This is a genomic window from Escherichia sp. KTE52, from assembly GCF_000408325.1.
In the GTDB taxonomy this organism is placed as follows: domain Bacteria; phylum Pseudomonadota; class Gammaproteobacteria; order Enterobacterales; family Enterobacteriaceae; genus Escherichia; species Escherichia marmotae.
On record NZ_KE138680.1, the window covers coordinates 907,713 to 928,543 of the forward strand.

Here is a 20,831-nt window from a genome sequence, read left to right on the forward strand (position 1 = left end):
GCCTCGGAAGAACCAATGGTGTTGGTGCCAACGGCCTGACCGTTTTTCGGCGCAGGCGCGTGCCACAGATCAGCAACCATGTTTACGCAACGCAGGTCAATTGCTGCAGATTGCGGGTATTCTTCTTTGTCGATCCAGTTTTTATTTATCGACAAATCCATCAATTTATGGACATTTTCATCGTCCCAGGTCTGGCAGAAAGTCGCCAGATTCTGACGGGCGTTACCGTCGAGAAATAATTCATCATTGATAATCTGGAATGCGATGTCATCGCGTATTTCATGCAGCGGAAAACGTTTCGATTCCGCGATAGTGGAAATTGCCTTTGCGCCAAAACGTGAATCTAGTAGTTCTGAGCGGAAATCCGTTAACAACTTCTGGTCCATTTCGAACTCCTTAAATTTATTTGAAGGCAATAAAAAAGTAGGATTTATCTGTAATAGACGCAAGGAGTTGCCGGTGTAATTTAAATAACAAAATCCTAAGAGTGAAATAACGTTATTTATATAATCAGTTATCGCTAATAATATTATATTTATAGCTTATTAAAACAAATGTATATTTTGGCATTTCTTTATTAATTTTTATTTTAATTACAAAAAAGTTGGTGACCTTCTGCATTGTTACACAGGTAGCCGCTACTCTTATTCGTAACAACAATGACATATCCTGATTTCTCAATAGATTACATGAATATTCCGAAAGTGAAGAATGACGGGAAACAACATATATAATATTCTCTTTGAATATTAGTGAGTTATATTTTTTCTCCATTAATAAACGTGATCTACCGCACGCTTTGTCGCCCACCAGGCGGAACGAATGACTACCCTTAAAGGAAAGCCCGATAATTAGCGACGAATTTCGGAGGTCGGATCCTTATGCTCAATCAGAAAATTCAAACCCCTAATCCAGACGAACTGACGATCGAAGTCGATCTCTGTTATGAGCTGGATCCGTATGAATTAAAACTGGATGAGATGCTCGAGGCAGAGCCAGAACCCGAAATGATTGAGGGATTGCCTGCCTCTGACGCGCTAACGCCTGCTGACCGCTATCTCGAACTGTTCGAACATGTTCAGTCGGCAAAAATTTTCCCCGACAGTAAAACCTTTCCCGATTGTGCGCCGAAAATGGACCCGCTGGATATATTAATCCGCTACCGTAAGGTTCGCCGCCACCGTGATTTTGACTTGCGCCGATTCGTTGAAAATCACTTCTGGTTACCGGAAGTCTACTCCAGCGAGTATGTATCGGACCCACAAAACTCACTAAAAGAGCATATCGACCAGCTATGGCCAGTGTTAACCCGCGAACCGCAAGATCACATCCCGTGGTCTTCTCTGCTGGCGCTGCCGCAGTCGTACATTGTCCCCGGAGGCCGTTTTAGCGAAACCTACTACTGGGATTCCTATTTCACCATGCTGGGGCTGGCGGAAAGCGGACGCGAAGATTTACTGAAATGCATGGCCGATAACTTCGCCTGGATGATCGAAAACTACGGCCACATCCCCAACGGCAACCGCACCTACTATTTGAGCCGCTCACAGCCACCGGTTTTCGCTCTGATGGTGGAGCTGTTTGAAGAAGATGGGGTACGCGGCGCACGCCGTTATCTTGATCATCTGAAAATGGAATATGCCTTCTGGATGGACGGTGCAGAATCGCTGATCCCCAATCAGGCCTATCGCCATGTCGTTAGGATGCCGGACGGTTCGCTGCTTAACCGCTACTGGGATGACCGTGACACACCGCGCGACGAATCCTGGCTTGAGGACGTAGAAACCGCAAAACATTCCGGTCGCCCCCCCAACGAAGTGTATCGCGATTTACGTGCGGGCGCGGCTTCTGGCTGGGATTACTCCTCCCGCTGGCTGCGTGACGCGGGTCGTCTGGCGAGTATTCGCACCACCCAGTTCATCCCCATCGACCTGAACGCTTTCCTGTTTAAACTGGAGAGTACCATCGCCAACATCTCGGCGCTGAAAGGTGATAGAGAGACAGAAGCGCTGTTTCGCCAAAAAGCCAGCGCCCGCCGCGATGCGGTAAACCGTTATCTCTGGGATGATGAAAACGGAATCTACCGCGATTACGACTGGCGGCGCGAACAACAGGCTCTCTTTTCCGCTGCGGCCATCGTGCCGTTATATGTCGGCATGGCAAACCACGAACAGGCCGATCGTCTGGCAAATGCCGTGCGAAGCCGTTTACTGACACCTGGCGGGATTCTGGCAAGCGAGTATGAAACCGGTGAGCAGTGGGATAAACCCAACGGCTGGGCACCGTTACAATGGATGGCGATTCAGGGATTTAAAATGTACGGAGATGACCATCTGGGTGATGAGATCGCTCGTAGCTGGCTGAAGACGGTAAATCAGTTCTACCAGGAACACCACAAACTGATCGAGAAATACCATATTGCCGATGGTATCTCCCGCGAAGGCGGCGGCGGTGAATATCCGTTACAGGACGGGTTTGGCTGGACCAACGGTGTGGCACGCCGTTTAATTGGTTTATACGGCGAACCGTAATATTTTTTACAGCCAGCCGCTAATATCCTGCTGGCTGTAAAATTATCCTCTTCAGGAGGAGATATTTAACATCATTGCCGCCTGGGTTCGGTTTTTCACTTCCAGACGTCGATAAAGCGATTCCAGATGCGCCTTTACCGTTCCGGTGCTGATATTTAACGCCCGGCCAATCTCTTTATTCGATTCGCCTGCCGCCAGCATGGTTAAAATTTCCCGCTGGCGGGCGCTTAATGATGCGAGATCTTTCGACTCTTTTTCCGGCGCTGTTCGCCAGTCGCCGGGCAGAAACATCATGCCCATCACCGCACTGTTTACCGCCAATACGAACGTCTCAACGGTTGAATCACGCGGCACAATGGCCATCACATTAAAGTGGATAACCTCCTGCAACCATCGTTTGTTGCAATCCGTCGCCGTGATTAACACTTTAATATCAGGAAATTGCACCACGGTTTTTTGCAATAACCACTGGCAAAATTCACCGTCTTGATCGCCATCCAACATCACTAAGGCTTCGGGATAGCTTTCAAGTCTTTGCCATAGCTCATCTGCCTGACTGACGCCCTGAATACCTACCCCTGGAATACGCTGTTGTAAACTGATTTTCATTCCATGAATAAATATTGACTGCCTGTCAAACATGATTATTTGCATTACTGAATCTCCACCTGAATACGTTAAAAAGACTTAAGTAGTGGAAGGGTATTACCCGAGAGACAAAATAAGAATTCGCCATTTGGCGGTGGCCATTCTACAGAGATGAAACGTAGAAAATAGTTACCGATATAAATAGTTACAGCTAAATGCCCGAAATTACATGTCGAGGGCACTATTTAAAAAATTCTTAAGGAATTCCTTATATTTTGCACCGCATTCAGGCAAGTAAAGTAGATTTATCGCTCGTTTTAATAACGTCTACGGTTAAAGAAAATGATTAGATTGCGCACTAATCCGCAATACGCTGTTTGTGCATTTTATGAAATGAGTCAAAATTATGACCTTCTGCTGGTTATTTCTCTATTCAGGGAACGCTAATCCACCCTTTATTCTCTAAAATATCCTCACTTTCTGCGTTGCACCGTTGTGAAATCATGCATTAGATGTTAGAAAAAACAATAAATAATGCGATATGCGCGTTACTGTTTCGCTGTGAACAACAATCGGTCAAAGAAATGGATAAAATTCACGCAATGCAGTTGTTCATCAAAGTCGCGGAGCTGGAAAGTTTTTCCCGCGCGGCAGATTTCTTTGCTCTGCCGAAAGGTAGCGTCTCGCGTCAAATCCAGGCACTGGAAAACCAGCTTGGCACCCAGCTCCTCCAGCGTACCACGCGGCGGGTACAACTGACGCCGGATGGTATGACCTATTATCAACGGGCGAAAGATGTGTTGAGTAATCTCAACGAACTGGACGGCCTGTTTTTGCAGGATACCACCAGCATCAGCGGTAAATTGCGCGTCGATATCCCGGTCGGAATGGCGAAAAATTTGTTGCTGCCGCGGTTACCCGATTTTCTGTATCAGTATCCGGGTATTGCACTCGAATTAAGCAGCAGCGACCGTCAGGTAGATATTCTTCATGATGGCTTTGATTGTGTGGTTCGCACAGGTACGTTACCCGACGATGGACTCATCACCCGTCCACTCGGCAAACTGACGATGGTCAACTGTGCCAGTCCGCACTATCTGACGCGCTTTGGTTATCCGCAAAATCCCGACGATCTGACTTCACACGCGGTAGTGCATTACACGCCACATCTGGGCGTGCACCCATTGGGTTTTGAGGTTGCCAGTGGTCATGGCGTCCAGTGGTTTAAGTCCGGCGGCATGTTGACGGTAAACAGTAGCGAAACCTATCTCGCCGCCGGTCTGGCGGGGCTGGGGATTATTCAGATCCCCCGCATCGCCGTGCGCGAAGCCCTGCGCGCCGGACGGCTTATTGAAGTGTTGCCCAGCTATCGCGCCGCTCCACTCTCCATTTCCCTGGTTTACCCTCAGCGTCGGGAGCTTTCCCGCCGTGTAAACCTGTTTATGCAGTGGGTTGCAGGCGTAATGAAAGAGCACCTGGACTGACCGACTATACTTTTTAAGACAGACAACGACTGAAGGACTAAAGAGCGGATGACGCAGGAAAACGAGATCAAACGTCCCACCCAGGATCTGGAGCATGAGCCGATTAAGCATCTGGATAATAGCGATAAAGGCGGCAAAGTCAGCCAGGTGCTGGAAACTGTCACCACCACCGCCGAAAAAGTCCAACGCCAACCGATCATCGCGCACCTGATTCGCGCGACTGAACGCTTTAACGATCGACTGGGTAATCAGTTTGGCGCAGCGATCACCTATTTCTCGTTTTTGTCGATGATCCCGATTTTGATGGTGTCGTTTGCCGCTGGGGGTTTTGTGCTGGCTTCGCATCCGATGCTGTTACAGGATATCTTCGACAAAATTCTGCAAAACATCAGCGATCCAACGCTTGCCGCCACGTTGAAAAACACCATCAACACCGCTGTTCAGCAGCGTACTACCGTAGGTCTTGTTGGCCTGGCGGTGGCACTTTATTCCGGCATCAACTGGATGGGCAATTTACGTGAAGCGATTCGCGCCCAGTCGCGTGATGTCTGGGAACGTTCGCCGCAAGATCAAGAAAAATTCTGGGTTAAATATCTGCGTGATTTTATTTCGCTGATTGGCTTGTTGATTGCGCTGATTGTGACGCTCTCAATCACCTCCGTTGCCGGTTCTGCGCAGCAAATGATTATTAGCGCATTACACCTTAATAGCATTGAGTGGCTGAAACCGACGTGGCGATTGATTGGCCTGGCGATTTCCATCTTCGCCAACTATCTGCTTTTCTTCTGGATCTTCTGGCGGCTGCCGCGTCACCGCCCACGGAAAAAGGCGCTAATTCGCGGGACATTCATCGCAGCTATTGGTTTTGAAGTGATTAAAATTGTGATGACCTACACCCTGCCATCGCTGATGAAATCCCCCTCCGGCGCAGCCTTTGGTTCCGTGCTGGGGCTGATGGCATTTTTCTACTTCTTCGCCCGTCTGACGCTGTTTTGCGCGGCGTGGATTGCCACCGCCGAGTACAAAGATGACCCGCGAATGCCGGGTAAAACACAACATTAAAATATGCCGGATGCGGCGCAAACGCTTTATCCGACCTACGAATTTATTCGGTCTGGCTCCCCATGGCCGGGTAAGATGCTCCGGCATCGCATCCGGCTATAACGCGCACATAACCTCCTGAAACTCTTCCCCCTGCGCCTCTTCAGTATCGCTTCAGGAGCAAACAATTTCATGCCAACTCATAAGCCCAGCATATAAATCCAGTTGGTAACTTTTATTTAACCTAAAACCAGTTTTATCGACTATTTATGAAATTATGTGAAGCATTTCATAGAAGAAAAATCACCAGCCTAAACATTATCCCCTTTTTGCCTGGTTTTTAGTCGTTTTCGTGGTTTGTTACACATTGAAATATCACTTTTGCTGTGCGTAATATGGCTATTCGTTAGACAAAAAATAAGAAAAGATTATGCAAGCAACAGCCACAACACTCGACAACGAGCAAGAATACACGCCGATCAACTCGCGTAATAAAGTCCTTGTCGCCTCCCTCATTGGCACGGCCATTGAGTTTTTCGACTTCTACATTTACGCCACTGCGGCCGTTATTGTATTCCCGCATATCTTCTTCCCGCAGGGCGATCCGGCGGCGGCGACACTACAGTCGCTCGCGACCTTCGCTATCGCTTTCGTCGCGCGCCCCATCGGCTCTGCCGTGTTTGGTCATTTTGGCGATCGCGTTGGGCGTAAAGCGACGCTGGTCGCCTCTTTGCTAACGATGGGAATTTCGACGGTGGTCATCGGCCTGCTGCCTGGCTACGCAACGATTGGTATTTTCGCCCCGCTGCTGCTGGCGCTGGCTCGATTTGGTCAGGGCCTGGGATTAGGCGGTGAATGGGGCGGCGCAGCGCTGCTGGCGACCGAAAATGCGCCGCCGCGTAAACGTGCGCTGTATGGCTCCTTCCCGCAGTTGGGCGCACCGATTGGCTTCTTCTTTGCCAACGGCACTTTCCTGCTGCTTTCCTGGCTGCTAACCGACGAGCAGTTTATGAGCTGGGGCTGGCGCGTGCCGTTTATCTTCTCGGCGGTGCTGGTGATTATCGGCCTGTATGTTCGCGTGTCGCTGCATGAGTCGCCGGTGTTTGAGAAAGTCGCTAAAGCGAAAAAGCAGGTGAAGATCCCGCTGGGTACGCTGCTGACCAAACACGTACGCGTTACGGTACTCGGCACCTTTATCATGCTGGCGACCTATACGCTGTTTTACATCATGACCGTCTATTCAATGACCTTCAGTACCGCCGCCGCGCCAGTCGGGCTTGGCCTGCCGCGCAATGAAGTGCTGTGGATGCTGATGATGGCAGTAATCGGTTTTGGCGTGATGGTGCCGGTAGCCGGATTGCTGGCTGATGCCTTTGGTCGTCGTAAAAGCATGGTAATCATCACCACACTGATCATCCTGTTCGCACTGTTCGCCTTTAACCCACTGCTCGGTTCTGGCAACCCGATTCTGGTTTTTGCCTTCCTGCTGCTGGGGTTAAGTCTGATGGGGCTGACCTTCGGGCCAATGGGCGCGCTGTTGCCAGAGCTGTTCCCAACGGAAGTGCGTTACACCGGAGCATCATTCTCTTACAACGTATCGTCGATTCTCGGGGCTTCCGTTGCACCGTATATCGCGGCCTGGCTGCAGACTCACTACGGGTTAGGTGCGGTAGGGTTATATCTGGCGGCGATGGCCGGCTTGACGCTAATCGCTCTGCTGCTGACGCATGAGACGCGACATCAGTCGTTGTAATAAGAGTGAAAAGCCTGATGCGCTACGCTTATCAGGCCTGAATTTCCATACAATGTATTGAATTCGCAAGGATTAGTAGGCCGGATAAGGCGTTCACGCCGCATCCGGCATGAACAAAGCACACTTTGCCAACAATCTAAATCTGTTTAATTGCCGGATGCCAGACATCCGGCAATTATCATCACTTCTTCATCTGCGACAAAATCATCCGGCACTGATTAGCTTCACCTTCTGAAGGTGATATCAACGCCAGTAATGCCGCCGCAGGTGTCACCAGCGTTGCCAGTGCCGCCGCAACAGCACCACGGGCAATCAACGGCCCTGCTTTCACCCCTGCCTGCGGATTTTTGAACGTTCCGCGGACATACAGCGGCGAACGCAGCGTGATAATCCGAATACCTTTGCTCTCTGGATCGACAGTTAAATCCAGTTGCTCCGAAGCAAAACTTGCCGTGCCGGTAACATTAATCAACGCATTCTCAGTATCGAAAGCAAAAATCTGCGGACGCGCCACGCCGTTGGCAATATCCAGATTCGCCGCCGCGCAGTTCACCCGCACCTCGTCATCACCAAAAATCGCACCGACAATGTAGTTACCGACGTTCAAGCCGACAATCTCCATCAGGTTACGGCTCACCAGCCCGTCATTCATCAACAGTTTCAGGTTGCCATTACTATTTCCCAGCAGCGCCGCCACCGAGTTGCCGCTACCGCGTAGTTCAGCATCGCCGTTCATTTCACCCAGTGTTTTCTGCATCAGCGCCACATCCGGCATCAACGCTTTCAGTTTCAGCCGACGAGCCTGAATATCCGCCCGACCCTGCATCGGTTTTTTATCCCCTTCCAGATGAATGTTCGCCGCAATACTGCCGCCCGCCATGCCAAATTTCAGCGGTTGCAGGCGCAGGTCGGCGTTTTTGAGGATGATATGGGTAGAAAGATCGCTAATCGGCAGACTGCTGCCATGCTCAATGCGCCGACCTTTAAAACGGACATCGGCATCCATCGCATCCCATTTATCGGTTTCGAAGCGGTCATATGGCAGCACTTTGCCCGCAGGCTGAACATTCTTTTCGCCCTTCTTCTGTTCAGACCGTTTCGACTTTTCCGCACCTTTCCCGGAACCAACGCCAATCAACGGCCCCAGATCTGCCAGCCGTAACTGCCGCGACTCGACGTCACCTTCCAGTTTTGGTCGTGGTTTGCCGGTGGTGTAGACCAGAGAACCGTGAATATCGCTATCACCAATGCGCCCGTTAAAGCCGCGATAATCAAAGACCGACGATTTTTCAGTGTCGATTTTCGCTACCAGTCGGCCATCGGTTTCAAACGGCGGCGTATCGGGCAACAGAACGCCGGTCAGTTCGTAGAGATCACCCAGCGAATCGCCAGAAAATTTAAGCCGTAAATCGACGCCGCCCATTTTCATTGGGTCATTCACCACGCCATCAAAAGCGACACGGGTGTTACCGGAGCGAAAATCAGCCTGCACCGGAAACGGTGTCCCTTCACCACGCAGCGCTAGCATACCGCCAATTTTACCCGTCCCCATGAGTGGTTCGCCGTTATAGCGCCCTTGTGCTTTCAGGCCAAAAACGTAATCGCCCACCTTTTCTTGATCCGTTTTACCTTTCGATCCGGTCACTTCGCTGAACGGCAACGGCTTGCCTAACGGATCAACGAAAATCTCCAGATCCACTTTGCTTACTTTGTCATCAATAGCGATCCGCCCTTGATCGAACAGAATATTATCCAGCCGAAACGACCACGCCGACGGTTTTGCGTTCGCGTCTTTGTTGTCATCGTTGCCGAGGTTGAACGTCCAGTTGTTGTTCTTTTCAGAGAGGCGAATCAGGCGCGCATCAGGCTTTTCCAGCTTGATCCACGGCAACCAGATCGTTTTGGTCAGCAGCGCCAGCGGAGCCAGCGTCGCTTCTACGCGCGGCAAATGCACCATCGTTACTTCGGGAATATCCGGCGGGTTGCCGAGAATGATGTCTTCTGCGTGCACATGAGGCCACGGCACCCAGCTACGCCAGCCGGTTTCTTGTTTTTGCCGCTCCCACACCACGCCCAGATCGCCACGAATAGCGAAGGGGCGATTCAATTCCGCAGAGACTTTCTGGTTGATGGTCGGTTTGAGACGATTCCAGTCAAAAGTCGCAATCAAAATGATCGCCACGACGACCAACAACAAGAAAGCCCCTGAAATCGCAGCGGTTATTTTGCCTGCCTTGCTCATAGTTCGCTTCCTCATGTTCTTCCTGTGCCAGTCCTAAAGATAGTCCAGCCAGGCGAAAAATGAGGCGGCTTACAGAGCCAGCGCCACTGAATCCAGCGTTTCTATCGGCGCAGGGCGCGAAAGAAACCAGCCTTGTGCAGCGAATGCGGGAGAATTTTGCACATCGCCCCATTCTTCCTCAGTCTCGACACCTTCGACAATCACGCCGCGGCAGTAGCGGTTCATCAAATGCAAAAGCTGGGAAAAGAGCGTGCGGCCTTCCGGAGACTGGCGCAGCATCACAAACAACTCGCGAGCGATTTTGATGTAGTCATAACGCACTTCACTTAGCGCAGAAAAGTTTGCCATCCCGGTGCCAAAATCATCCAGCCACAGCGGGCCAAATTCGCACATTGAGGCAAATGTTGAATCTTTCGGCAGGCGGATGTGTTCCACCAGTTCAAAGCGCAGCCAGGGAAGACGGTCAATCTGGCGTAAAATCTCCGGCCGCTGACGCAGGGCGAGAAGTGTAGGGCCATCAATATTAACCGATGCCAGCAGACCGTGCTCAGCAAAGAACGCGGCTTTTTTCGCTAGTAAATCAATCTGTTCTTTCACCACATCCATCCGATGCCTGACGGTGATTTCGGCAAAATAACGATCTGGCGGCAGTCGTTGCAAAGGATTATCGGGATGCGTGACTACCGTTAAAAGCTCCACGGCCATCAATCGCCCGGAAGTCTGGTAAATCGGCTGCCAGGTGTAAGCTCGCTCACATTGCAACCAAAAACGCCGTTCCTGCAAGCTCTCGATGCTTGCTTCAGGGTTGCTTATTCGCTGGATAACCTGCCTTATCATCGAAGATGTCCTGTGTTTAAAAGTGATACTGGCCGGACTCGACAAATATTATCGGCGCGCTACGGCAGAACTTTACCGCCAGAGAGGAGTTAATTTGCCCGCGCAACGACGGAATTTCTCAGGAATACGTTCTGGCTCAAAAAAATAATGGAACAGTGTTTTAATATAGTTGACCAACAAACCACCGCAGCGCAAACTAACGCTAATTTTTTACAGATCAGGTTCACGACTATGTCCAAAAAGATTGCCGTGATTGGCGAATGCATGATTGAGCTTTCCGAGAAAGGCGCAGACGTTAAGCGCGGTTTCGGCGGCGATACCCTGAACACTTCCGTCTACATCGCTCGTCAGGTCGATCCTGCGGCATTAACCGTTCATTACGTAACGGCGCTGGGAACGGACAGTTTTAGTCAGCAGATGCTGGACGCCTGGCACGGAGAGAACGTCGATACTTCCCTGACCCAACGGATGGAAAACCGTCTGCCGGGTCTTTATTACATTGAAACCGACAGCACCGGCGAACGGACTTTCTACTACTGGCGTAACGAAGCCGCGGCCAAATTCTGGCTGGAGAGCGAGCAATCGGCGGCGATTTGTGCAGAACTGGCGAATTTTGATTATCTCTATCTGAGCGGCATTAGCCTGGCGATCTTAAGCCCCACCAGTCGCGAAAAACTGCTTTCTCTGCTGCGCGAATGCCGCGCCAATGGCGGGAAAGTAATTTTCGACAATAACTACCGTCCACGCCTGTGGGCCAGCAAAGAAGAGACGCAGCAGGTCTACCAGCAAATGCTGGAATGCACGGACATCGCTTTCCTGACGCTGGATGATGAAGATGCGCTGTGGGGTCAACAGCCGGTGGAAGACGTCATTGCGCGTACCCATAACGCGGGCGTGAAAGAAGTGGTGGTGAAACGCGGCGCAGATTCTTGCCTGGTGTCCATTGTGGGCGAAGGGTTAGTGGACGTTCCGGCGGTAAAACTGCCGAAAGAAAAAGTGATCGACACCACCGCTGCGGGCGACTCTTTCAGCGCCGGTTATTTGGCGGTACGCCTTACCGGCGGCAGTGCAGAAGAAGCGGCAAAACGCGGGCATTTGACTGCCAGCACCGTGATTCAGTATCGCGGCGCGATTATCCCGCGTGAGGCGATGCCAGCGTAATGGTTTTTGGCGGAGAACGGGCAGATATTCGTTCTCCGTTAATAGTTTCGGCAGTACACTATCGTCCTGTTGGTAATCTTTATGCCGTGACAATATGCCATTTTGCAAAAGGATTTTTGCAGCTTCACTTCTTCTGATCTGCCTGGGTTACGGGCTGCATATTTTATTTCCCCCCTCACAGCCGCTTCGCTTTGATCAGCAAGTCTATATCTGGCAACGCATCTGGACGGCAGAACATAACGAGGCATTAAAACGAAGCCACCCACTTTTCTCTACGCTGCGCATACTCGGGATGCAATTTCATCCGCAGGAAGGCATCCGACATTTTGCGGTGAATACTTCGCTTATTCAGCAAGATGGTCGCCCGGTCTGGCTGGTTGCGAGACTCGACGGTCAGCTTACACAGCTTAATAACCAGCAAATTATCCAGCATATTCAACAAACCCAACGTGAGTGGCAAAAGGCAGGAATTACGCTGGCAGGCGTGGAAATTGATTATGACGCGCCAACAGCAAAATTGCCGGACTATCTGATACTACTTAGTGCGTTACATCAGACGCTTCCCACAAATATAAAACTTAGCGTAACCGCCCTGCCCACCTGGCTTGAATCACCACATCTCGCACGATTATTGCGCATTGCGGATACTTCGGTTTTGCAGGTACATAACGTGCTGTCACCCGAAAAAGGCTTGTTCGATGCCAGCCTGGCGCAACGTTGGGTAAAGCAATATGCCAGGCAAACTACGCATCCTTTTTTCATTGCATTGCCCGCTTACGGTTCCGCGCTCACCAGTGATAATCGCGTTGAGAGCGAAGCTCCGTTATATGTTGCTGGGGAGATGCGTGAACTCAGTGTGTCGCCGCAGACACTTGCCGATTTCATTCAATATTTAAAACAGCAACCGCCACGTGGATTACAGGGCCTGGTATGGTTTCGGCTACCGTTAGCAGGCGATCGTCGCGCCTGGTCACTAACGACGCTGGAAGCCGTGATTCGGCATAAACCACTGACGCCACGCTGGTCGTTAATAATTACTCAACATGCAGACGAGCAACTTTTTGATCTGGCTATTAAAAACAGCGGAAAAATTGATGCGCCGTTGCCGAAACAAGTAATTCTGCCCAATGCCGATTGCCCATTCGTTGATGGAGCCAGCCACTATCAGGTGCAACCTCACTCATCCAGCCTGCATTTTGTAAGGATAAGCGCCAGGCAACTGCGCGCCGGAGAAAGCAGCCCGCTGGGATGGGCGCGCTGCAATCAAAGACTACAAGGAGAGTTTAATGTTATCCCCTAAAATATCGCAGCTTTCCGTTGTTGTATTGCTCTCACTAATTAGCACAAACGTTAATGCCTGTGGACCATTTATTCCCAATCATCTGTTAACTGACCGCAATAACGCACTGCTGGAAATGCCAAATGGCAGTTTTGTCTTTGAAGTACAACAATTGGTTAAACGCGATCCTGGTTTACCAATATGGCAGCCCGTTGAAGCAACGAAGACAGATTCAGATGATGATGCTGAGCCTCCTGCGCAAAATCGGACACTGGAAATCGCACAAAAATTGCAGACGCCATTATCTGATGCGCAGAGACTTTATTATTCAGGAGCTCAGGATTTTCATCAGGGAAAATACGATAGCCCATACTTTCAGCAACTATTGGCCTTGCCGAAAACAGAGCAAGGGGAATGGCGGCTTGCTACGTTATATAGTCTGGCAAGAGGGGGATTTGATGCCGCTGGCGACGATCTCGATCTTATAATCAATAAAGGTGGTTTTAATCAGCAGATTGCTGAGCAGGCCGTACAGCGTTATCTGCAAATCATTGAAGAAGTCCGTAGTGGAGCAGCCGATCCTGAACTGCTCTCTCTCGCCAGTCTCGGTCAGCTTGGGCATTATTATCTGAGAAAAGGCAATATAGCTGCGGCAGTAAAAATTTATGCCCAACAAGCGGCTCAGGGTTCGCCCTCCGGGAAAACTTCGCTACGGATGATTTCGCTGTATATAACCAGGGAGAAAAATTTATCACTGCTGGAGTCGGTTATTGATGCTCCACTGGTTCAGCAACTGGTAATCGCAGAGCTATTTATTCGTCAAGACTGGGGATATGTCAGTGAAGCCTGTACTAAAGACCTTGTAGATTATACCTGTCCGACGCATCGCGACCGTTTAATTAAGTTGCTAAGTCAACACAGGGTTAAAGGATTTAGTTATAGCGATCGACTGGCAGCACTGGCGTATCGGGCAGGAAATTATTCGTTAGCACAAACGCTGTTGCAGGATGCACCAGAAAGTGGCTTAAGCGAATGGTTAAAAGCAAAACTGGCATTACGAGCCGGAGATATTCCACTGGCAACGAGCCACTATGCTCGCGCACTACCGATGAAGTCTGGGGAAGTATGAACCCGGAAAGCCCTTATTATCATGGTGATAAAGTTACCATCCCATCTTGCCGTATTGCCAGTGAGCAAGCGATTGTGGCATTGAAACGCGATGATTATCTTCAGGCCACCGCATTGTTTTACCAGGCTAAAGATCTCTATTGGGCCGATTTAGCCTGGGTTGCAGAAAACGTTTTAACCTTGCCGGAGTTACAGACGTTTGTTGAAAAAAACGTACCAGCACCTCGGCACCCTTTAAAGCCTGTAGATTTAAATAATAGCCGTTACGATTATTATCTTTCGCCAGATATTATTCCAACGGACGTTAAAGTACGTGCGCTATTAGGTAGACGATTAATACGTCATGGTCAATATCAGCAGGCCATCAATTGGTTTGATATTCCTGATCATCGCCAGGGCGCACAAAAACTGGCTAATTTAATGGCAATAGCAAAAAATAAAAATATCCCTGATAAGCAACGCGCGCAGGCGCAATACGAGGCTGCAAGATTATTACGATATAATGGCATCGAACTTATCGCCTACGAAATGTATCCCGACTATGCTATTACCAGTGGCGCATATTCAACACCCTATACCTACACTAATAATGGCAGTTGGATAGGCGAGAAAGAAAACCGTCGTGTTGCTAATGCAGTGCCTGACAAAAATAATCACTTTTTGCATTACCGCTGGCAAGCTGCGGAATGGGCCGGACAATCTGCCAGGTTACTTCACCCCAAAACCCAGGCATGGGCCGCCGTGTTATGCCATGCTGCAAGTTGGGTCAGATATCTTGATCCAGAAACTGAAGCATTAATTTATCAACGCTACGTGAAAAACGGTAAAGCTTTTGACTGGGCGGCACATTTTGGTCGTGATTGCCCAGAACCGGTATTCAGGAAGGAACTGAAGAAATAACCTTGCAGAGATGAGAAGTACTATCTTTATAGGTTAGCGAAAACTGCTGACGCATATCATTCATGCTACGCGTAAATTTAAGTGGATTTTCGCCTTTAATTTCGACCGTGACGAAGGCATTCCCATTATTGTTAAAGAAGTCAAAATAATAATCATGCTGATGTCGACGGTTGGTTTTAAATTGCCGAAATGATAAATAGCAGCGGTCATCGAAGGTAATTAGAAAATCATTTTCGCCGTATTCGTTTATCATCCTGTTTTTCAGGTTACCGCCGAAGAGAATTGTATACTTCGCTCTGTCAGCAAATAATTCAGCATCCGTTTCTCGGTTGATCGTGTTGACGCTGATACCGAATTCTATTTTTATCTTGTCTTTATCGATATTATCTCTTGTACTGACATAAATATTATTCGCATCCCATAGCAAGAGGAAGTTTTTGTTGCAGGAATAGAGACCCGTTAAGCTGAGAATCATTATCAGCAAGAATAGTGTGGCTTTGTAGCGCATTTATATCCCTTTAGCACGTTACGTTCACAAACGTGTGGTTGCTTACTTTTACATAAACCACAGCCGTCAATGATTATCCGCACGCTACTACCGTGCCAGGAAAAATATCTGCGGGTATATCACGGCAACTTATTCGTCACCGTTAATCCCGGCAGCCAGAAGAAAGGCTGCCGGGTTATTTATCACTGTGCGGGTGGAATATCCGTCACTTCAGGATGCACATCATCTGCGGCTACAGATGTGGCGGCAGCCGCCGTAGATGGTGCCATGATTTGATCCCAGGCGGCCTGCAATCCTTTCATGTTAAATTCCGGCTCACCTTTCGGCTGCAGCAGAATTAATGCCATGTCGTTCGACAACTGCTGACGCAGATCCTGATTTAACATTTCTACCGTCAGGCTGTTAAGAAAATCCTGACGCAGTTTCTGATATTGCTCTGGCGCGATATCGACGACCTGATTTTGCAGTGAACGCATCCGCTGCCCCATCAGAATATCGGTATCAGCTCGCGCATAAGCAGCAAACAGTTTCTGTAACTCCAGTTTCTTTTGCGCAACCAGAGCGTTGAACTCTTCTTCTGGCAGGCCTTTATCACGAACTTTCGCCAGTTCACGCGCAACCAGATTCAGGTTGCTGTTCAGTTTGTCGTTTGGCGACTCGATGTTGATGGCACATTGCGCACGCTGATACAGCACACGGCAGTCAAAACCGAGGCCGATATCTTTGCTGTTATTGGCGCTTAGTGCTTGCTGAACATGCCAGAACAGCGCCTCACGAGCCAGATCAGCACGCCAGTAGCGCAGGAGCGCCGCTGACTCACGAATCGGCTGCCACGGCGTATCCCACATAATGGATAACCGGTCCTGACGCACTGCGTCAGTCATAATGCTTACCGCTTCGGCGCGCAGCGGAGAAAGCGTCGGCACTGGTGCCGGTGTTTCACGTTTGCCTTTCAATTCGCCAAAGGTTTTGTTGATTTGGTCGACAACCGAGCGCGCATCAACATTACCCACCACCAGCAGCGTCATAGCATCTGGGGTGTACCATTTCTGGTAGAAATCTTTAATTTTCGCCGCCTCAACGGGTTGTTTCAGCGAATCAGCAGGATCGTGACCTAGCAAGGTAGATCCTTTCAAACGATAGCGCCACCAGCCTTCTTTGGTGTCGGCTGGCCAGGTTGCCACCATGTCCTGGCTTTGCAACGCATGGTTTACCGTTTCTGGCGTGATGGTCAGCTTGCCGGTCGTATTCGCCAGATAAGAGAGCGCTTCTTTCAGCAGGTCGTTACGGTTATTTGGCAAACTAAGATTAAACAGCGTGGTGTCATAAGAGACGATCACCGGCGGCATTGGACGCTTAGGGTCGATCCCCTGTTGCCACAATGAACGTGCCTGTGCTGCTTCCAGGCCACCGCTTTGCGTTAGCGCAATACGAGGAATAGCGTGGCTGTAACCGCTCTGTTGTGTACTTTCAGCGAGCGAACCGGTATTAACCAGCAGGCGAATTTCAACACGATCGCTGGGACGCTGAGGCGTGGTCAGCACTTGCCACTGTAAACCGTTGGAGAGCGTCCCCTGTTGCCATGCTGGATCAGGCTGGAGCGCATCTGCCTGCACATAGCCAGCAGTGGCCATCACCAGCAAACCGCCCGCTAAAAGTCGAATTTTTGTGCCCTGCATGTGAACCCCTGATCAACTATCCTGGTAATAAAAGACTGCCCGTTGTCGGTCAGTCTGAATGACGTTAAAAACACTTCGTGTTAGACCGCAAGAACATGAAAATGTCACGGAGGAAGTGAAATAAACCCGAACTCACCCAAGGGGTCAGTTCGGGCACAGGGGTCAATTATGCGCAAACACCCGCACTCGGGGAAGGGAGTGCGGGCATAAGTAGTGAGATTAAGAGGATAATTCGTGCGTTTTGCCATCCGGCGCACGATTATTCAGCACATCATCCAGTTTTTTGTGGTCCAGTTCTTTAACCCACTTCGCTACCACGATGGTTGCGACACCATTACCGACAAGATTAGTCAGCGCACGAGCTTCCGACATAAAGCGGTCGATGCCGAGGATCAGCGCCAGACCAGCCACCGGTAAATGACCCACGGCTGAAAGCGTCGCCGCCAGCACGATAAAGCCACTGCCCGTTACCCCTGCCGCCCCTTTGGAAGAAAGCAGCAACACAACTAACAGCGTGATTTGGTGGACGATATCCATCTCACTGTTGGTGGCCTGGGCGATAAACACCGCCGCCATCGTCAAGTATATCGATGTTCCGTCAAGATTAAACGAGTAGCCTGTTGGGATAACCAACCCCACCACCGATTTCCGGCAACCGAGTTTCTCCATCTTGTCGAGCATACGCGGCAGCGCTGACTCGGAAGAAGACGTCCCCAAAACAATCAGCAATTCTTCACGGATATAACGGATAAATTTGAAGATACTGAAACCGGTCGCTTTAGCGATTGAACCCAGTACCAGCACCACAAACAGGATACAGGTGATGTAGAAGCAGATAATGAGCTGCCCCAGTTGCACCAGTGTGCCGACGCCGTATTTACCGATAGTAAACGCCATCGCCCCAAACGCACCAATGGGTGCCAGGCGCATGATCATATTGATAATGCCGAAGATGACCTGTGAGAAACTTTCGATAACGTTAAAAATCAGTTGGCCTTTGCTACCCAAACGATGGAGCGCAAAACCAAACAGGACGGCAAACAACAGCACCTGCAGGATGTTACCGCTGGCAAATGCGCCAATAACACTCGCCGGGATGACATCCATAATGAAGGCGACAATGCCCTGATCTTTCGCCTGCGCGGCGTAAACCGCGACCGCTTTCGCATCAAGACTTGCCGGATCGACGTTCATTCCGGCACCAGGCTGCACGACGTTAACGATGATAAGACCAATAATCAGCGCGATGGTACTGACAACTTCAAAGTAAAGCAGTGCGACAGCGCCGGTACGACCGACCGCCTTCATGCTTTCCATGCCCGCAATGCCAGTTACGACAGTACAAAAGATGACGGGAGCGATGATCATCTTAATGAGCTTAACGAATCCGTCGCCAAGCGGTTTCATTTGCTCGCCTATTTCAGGATAGAAATGGCCAAGGAGAATACCAATGGCTATCGCTGTCAGGACCTGAAAGTAAAGGCTTTTAAACAGAGAGGTCTTCATAGGGTGTCCTTTAGTAAAACCACAGGTCTTGTAAGGTTATGGTGTACCTGCGGCCTTAAAATAACACCCAGACAACATCACAGAAATGTACCTGGATCATAATTGAAACAAAAAGGTTAAAAAGTTTGAGCTGGCTCGCACAAACCAGCACTTTTTAAAGTTTTGTAATCAGTTTGGGGTAGTTATTTATCTTCCAGGTAACTCTCTTCGAAGATTTCAATGGGGAGTGGCCGTGCAAAAAGGAAGCCCTGGGCAATACCCACGCCCGCTTTTGCCAGCCAGTCGCGTTGCGCTTCAGTCTCCACGCCTTCGGCAATCATTTGTAGGTTCAGACTTTGCGCCAGCATGATAATTGCGGTAATCATGCTGCTATCTTCTGGCAAGCCTTCAACGAACATTTTGTCGATTTTCAGCACGTCTATTGGCAACGATTTCATATGCTGCAACTGACGTAGCCCTGCGTAACCCATGCCGAAATCATCCAGTGCCACCTGTACTCCGGCATTTCGCAGCGGACGGAGGATCGCCACCGCCGCTTGCGGGTCATCAATACGTCGACTCTCTGTCACTTCCAGAATCAGCGTTCCCGGCTGAATGCGATAGCGGGTTAACAACTCCAGCATATCCGGCACCATATTCGGGTGCATAAGCTGTAGCGCCGAGAGGTTCACCGACAACGGCAGCATAATGCCGCGCTCTTGCCAGGCGGCAAGCAGCCGACAGGACTCCTCCAGCACCCAATGACCAACGGTAACCATCAGTCCACAGGACTCAATTCGATCGATTAGCCCATCCGGCAATTCCCAACTACCATCCGGTTGCTGGATACGCAACAACACTTCCGCACTGACTAATTTGCCACTGGTCATCTCCACCTGTGGCTGCAACCAAATAGCAAACTGATGATTTTCCAGTGCATTAAGGATATCGCTCTCTTCCGTCAGCCGCTGTTGAGCTTCTTCCATCTGCTGCGGATCATAGAACTGAATTTGATTCTTCCCTTTATGACGAGCAGTAAACGCCGCTGAAATAGCACGACCATAAAGTTGTTCGGCAGTAAGATCGCCATAGAACATCGCCACACCAATGCTACAGTGTGGACGCAGTTGAATACGTTCAATTGGCAAACGCTCGCTCATGATAGTAAGCACTTGCTGACCTAATGTGATAGCGTGCCACGGCTCCTGTACGCCGTTAGCGATAACAGCGAAGTCATAGCCGCTGACCTGTGCGAGGATCATGCGTGGCGACAGCACAGATTTGATTTTCTCCACCAGCGTCAGTAGCAGGATTTCCCGCTGCGCCTCTTTCAGCACGCCTGCGGTATCACGCAGCGTTTCACAAGTGATGATCATCAGTGCGGTGGTTTGTTTACGTGCAACCACCTGCTCCAGCATCTCCATCAGCAAGGCTTTGTTTGGCAAATCCGACACCGGGAAGCGCATCGCATTTTCGCACTGTTCTTCATAATGGCGCTGCAACAATTGCTGATTAAGGTTGTAACTGCGCACCAGCATACCGATTTCGTCGTCCTGATGCAGACGCGGCAAGGCCAGTTGATGACCAACAATCTCTTGCGGTGGAATGGCGTTTAGTTCGCGAGCAATATTACGTAAAGGATGTAATATCAGTCGGTTAATGCACCAGCTAATCGCCACCGTCAGGATGAGTGACAAAAGTAAGTAAATGGTCACTAACGTAGAGACGGTGCTCATCACGAACTTGTACATGCGGAAGGAATCTGCCTGTAACACCAGATAGGCAATCGGCTGCGGGGTGGCCGGACGCTCCAGCGAGTAGACGCCCAGCGAGATTTGTACCGGTAACTCAAACAATCGGGTGAACATCACTGGCACCGGGCGCTCTGGAATAAAACTTTTACGTAGCGCCTGGAACTGGTTAGGTAATACAACATCGGCGCGGCTGACCACACCCGCCGGTTTTATGCTGGCAAGAATAGCTTCCGCCTGCGGAATATCACCTTTCAAAATGGCGGAAGATAAGGGTTCGCGGACAGAGCGAGCAATGCTTTCCAGTTGCGTAGCCGTGTTATAGCGGTTCTGCTGTACCAGATGAAACAGCAAAACAGTGCAAAAAACAAAAACGAATACCATGACAACGGCCGCCACCATTGCCATCTGCTTAATTGTTAACGAGCGACTAACGCGCAAATTGTCTCCCCCCGGAAATCCCA

At 50.0% G+C, this 20,831-nt stretch carries 16 protein-coding genes; 8 read left to right on the plus strand and 8 right to left on the minus strand.

Annotation, left to right across the window (positions count from 1 at the left end; all coding sequences use genetic code 11):
* Positions 1–386, minus strand: a 386-nt coding sequence (locus A1SC_RS07250) for a pyridoxal-dependent decarboxylase (RefSeq protein WP_016262643.1), incomplete at its 3' end; no start/stop codon positions are given.
* A 495-nt stretch (positions 387–881) separates the two neighbouring features.
* On the opposite strand from A1SC_RS07250, the gene A1SC_RS07245 reads away from it, so the two are divergent.
* Positions 882–2,531 (plus strand): alpha,alpha-trehalase, encoded by a 1,650-nt coding sequence (locus A1SC_RS07245; protein WP_001517298.1) that lies wholly within the window; start codon positions 882–884, stop codon positions 2,529–2,531.
* Positions 2,532–2,582: 51 nt separating this feature from the next.
* On the opposite strand, the gene A1SC_RS07240 is transcribed toward A1SC_RS07245, so the two are convergent.
* Positions 2,583–3,185, minus strand: coding sequence for a helix-turn-helix transcriptional regulator (locus A1SC_RS07240; RefSeq protein ID WP_001165765.1), 603 nt, complete (start codon positions 3,183–3,185; stop codon positions 2,583–2,585).
* Positions 3,186–3,703: 518 nt separating this feature from the next.
* On the opposite strand from A1SC_RS07240, the gene A1SC_RS07235 reads away from it, so the two are divergent.
* The 3 genes from A1SC_RS07235 (at position 3,704) to A1SC_RS07225 (ending at position 7,397) form a co-directional block, all read left to right on the plus strand.
* Complete coding sequence (locus tag A1SC_RS07235; RefSeq protein WP_032141524.1) at positions 3,704–4,603, plus strand: LysR family transcriptional regulator; 900 nt, start codon at positions 3,704–3,706, stop codon at positions 4,601–4,603.
* 48 nt (positions 4,604–4,651) lie between these two features.
* Positions 4,652–5,665, plus strand: coding sequence for an inner membrane protein YhjD (gene yhjD / locus A1SC_RS07230; protein ID WP_000191245.1), 1,014 nt, complete (start codon positions 4,652–4,654; stop codon positions 5,663–5,665).
* Positions 5,666–6,074: 409 nt separating this feature from the next.
* The gene (locus A1SC_RS07225) at positions 6,075–7,397 is read left to right on the plus strand and encodes an MFS transporter (RefSeq protein WP_001149022.1); all 1,323 of its coding nucleotides are present in this window, start codon (positions 6,075–6,077) and stop codon (positions 7,395–7,397) included.
* Between the two features lie 181 nt (positions 7,398–7,578).
* Here the strand turns inward: A1SC_RS07225 and A1SC_RS07220 are convergent, their stop codons facing one another.
* Together A1SC_RS07220 and pdeH are read right to left on the minus strand one after the other, a co-directional pair.
* On the minus strand, positions 7,579–9,639 hold the full coding sequence (locus tag A1SC_RS07220; protein ID WP_016262645.1) for an AsmA family protein: 2,061 nt from the start codon (positions 9,637–9,639) through the stop codon (positions 7,579–7,581).
* A gap of 69 nt (positions 9,640–9,708) precedes the next feature.
* Positions 9,709–10,476: a cyclic-guanylate-specific phosphodiesterase gene (gene pdeH, locus A1SC_RS07215; RefSeq protein ID WP_000621117.1), complete on the minus strand. Its 768-nt coding sequence runs from the start codon at positions 10,474–10,476 to the stop codon at positions 9,709–9,711.
* A gap of 231 nt (positions 10,477–10,707) precedes the next feature.
* Here pdeH and kdgK point away from each other — a divergent pair, with 231 nt between their 5' ends.
* The 4 genes from kdgK to A1SC_RS25930 all read left to right on the plus strand — a co-directional run bounded on the left by kdgK (position 10,708) and on the right by A1SC_RS25930 (position 14,944).
* Positions 10,708–11,637 carry a 2-dehydro-3-deoxygluconokinase gene (gene kdgK, locus A1SC_RS07210; RefSeq protein ID WP_001517301.1) on the plus strand — a complete coding sequence of 310 codons (930 nt, stop codon included), beginning with the start codon at positions 10,708–10,710 and terminating at the stop codon, positions 11,635–11,637.
* A 94-nt stretch (positions 11,638–11,731) separates the two neighbouring features.
* Positions 11,732–12,937 (plus strand): DUF3142 domain-containing protein, encoded by a 1,206-nt coding sequence (locus tag A1SC_RS07205; protein WP_001115604.1) that lies wholly within the window; start codon positions 11,732–11,734, stop codon positions 12,935–12,937.
* Positions 12,924–14,045 carry a tetratricopeptide repeat protein gene (locus tag A1SC_RS25925; protein ID WP_016262646.1) on the plus strand — a complete coding sequence of 374 codons (1,122 nt, stop codon included), beginning with the start codon at positions 12,924–12,926 and terminating at the stop codon, positions 14,043–14,045. The genes A1SC_RS07205 and A1SC_RS25925 overlap by 14 nt, the downstream gene beginning before the upstream one ends.
* Positions 14,042–14,944, plus strand: coding sequence for a hypothetical protein (locus tag A1SC_RS25930; RefSeq protein WP_016262647.1), 903 nt, complete (start codon positions 14,042–14,044; stop codon positions 14,942–14,944). The genes A1SC_RS25925 and A1SC_RS25930 overlap by 4 nt, the downstream gene beginning before the upstream one ends.
* Here A1SC_RS25930 and A1SC_RS07200 read toward each other — a convergent pair.
* The 4 genes from A1SC_RS07200 to hmsP form a co-directional block, all read right to left on the minus strand.
* Entirely contained in the window at positions 14,922–15,452 is a 531-nt protein-coding gene (locus A1SC_RS07200; protein WP_016262648.1) for a hypothetical protein, read from the minus strand. The genes A1SC_RS25930 and A1SC_RS07200 overlap by 23 nt on opposite strands.
* Positions 15,453–15,634: 182 nt before the next feature.
* Positions 15,635–17,131, minus strand: a complete 1,497-nt coding sequence (locus A1SC_RS07195) for a M16 family metallopeptidase (protein WP_001163174.1) — start codon at positions 17,129–17,131, stop codon at positions 15,635–15,637.
* A 219-nt stretch (positions 17,132–17,350) separates the two neighbouring features.
* Complete coding sequence (gene dctA, locus A1SC_RS07190; protein ID WP_000858222.1) at positions 17,351–18,637, minus strand: C4-dicarboxylate transporter DctC; 1,287 nt, start codon at positions 18,635–18,637, stop codon at positions 17,351–17,353.
* 182 nt (positions 18,638–18,819) lie between these two features.
* The gene (gene hmsP / locus A1SC_RS07185) at positions 18,820–20,808 is read right to left on the minus strand and encodes a biofilm formation regulator HmsP (protein ID WP_001266370.1); all 1,989 of its coding nucleotides are present in this window, start codon (positions 20,806–20,808) and stop codon (positions 18,820–18,822) included.
* Between the last annotated feature and the right edge of the window lie 23 nt (positions 20,809–20,831).

Excerpts from the sequence above, each read along its gene's own strand:
- A1SC_RS07220 (WP_016262645.1), bottom strand. The coding sequence starts at position 9,639 with ATGAGCAAGGCAGGCAAAATAACCGCTGCGATTTCAGGGGCTTTCTTG.
- dctA (WP_000858222.1), bottom strand. The coding sequence starts at position 18,637 with ATGAAGACCTCTCTGTTTAAAAGCCTTTACTTTCAGGTCCTGACAGCG.
- pdeH (WP_000621117.1), bottom strand. The coding sequence starts at position 10,476 with ATGATAAGGCAGGTTATCCAGCGAATAAGCAACCCTGAAGCAAGCATC.
- A1SC_RS25925 (WP_016262646.1), top strand. The coding sequence starts at position 12,924 with ATGTTATCCCCTAAAATATCGCAGCTTTCCGTTGTTGTATTGCTCTCA.
- A1SC_RS07205 (WP_001115604.1), top strand. The coding sequence starts at position 11,732 with ATGCCATTTTGCAAAAGGATTTTTGCAGCTTCACTTCTTCTGATCTGC.
- kdgK (WP_001517301.1), top strand. The coding sequence starts at position 10,708 with ATGTCCAAAAAGATTGCCGTGATTGGCGAATGCATGATTGAGCTTTCC.
- A1SC_RS07195 (WP_001163174.1), bottom strand. The coding sequence starts at position 17,131 with ATGCAGGGCACAAAAATTCGACTTTTAGCGGGCGGTTTGCTGGTGATG.
- A1SC_RS07235 (WP_032141524.1), top strand. The coding sequence starts at position 3,704 with ATGGATAAAATTCACGCAATGCAGTTGTTCATCAAAGTCGCGGAGCTG.
- A1SC_RS07200 (WP_016262648.1), bottom strand. The coding sequence starts at position 15,452 with ATGCGCTACAAAGCCACACTATTCTTGCTGATAATGATTCTCAGCTTA.
- A1SC_RS07225 (WP_001149022.1), top strand. The coding sequence starts at position 6,075 with ATGCAAGCAACAGCCACAACACTCGACAACGAGCAAGAATACACGCCG.
- A1SC_RS25930 (WP_016262647.1), top strand. The coding sequence starts at position 14,042 with ATGAACCCGGAAAGCCCTTATTATCATGGTGATAAAGTTACCATCCCA.
- A1SC_RS07245 (WP_001517298.1), top strand. The coding sequence starts at position 882 with ATGCTCAATCAGAAAATTCAAACCCCTAATCCAGACGAACTGACGATC.
- yhjD (WP_000191245.1), top strand. The coding sequence starts at position 4,652 with ATGACGCAGGAAAACGAGATCAAACGTCCCACCCAGGATCTGGAGCAT.
- A1SC_RS07240 (WP_001165765.1), bottom strand. The coding sequence starts at position 3,185 with ATGCAAATAATCATGTTTGACAGGCAGTCAATATTTATTCATGGAATG.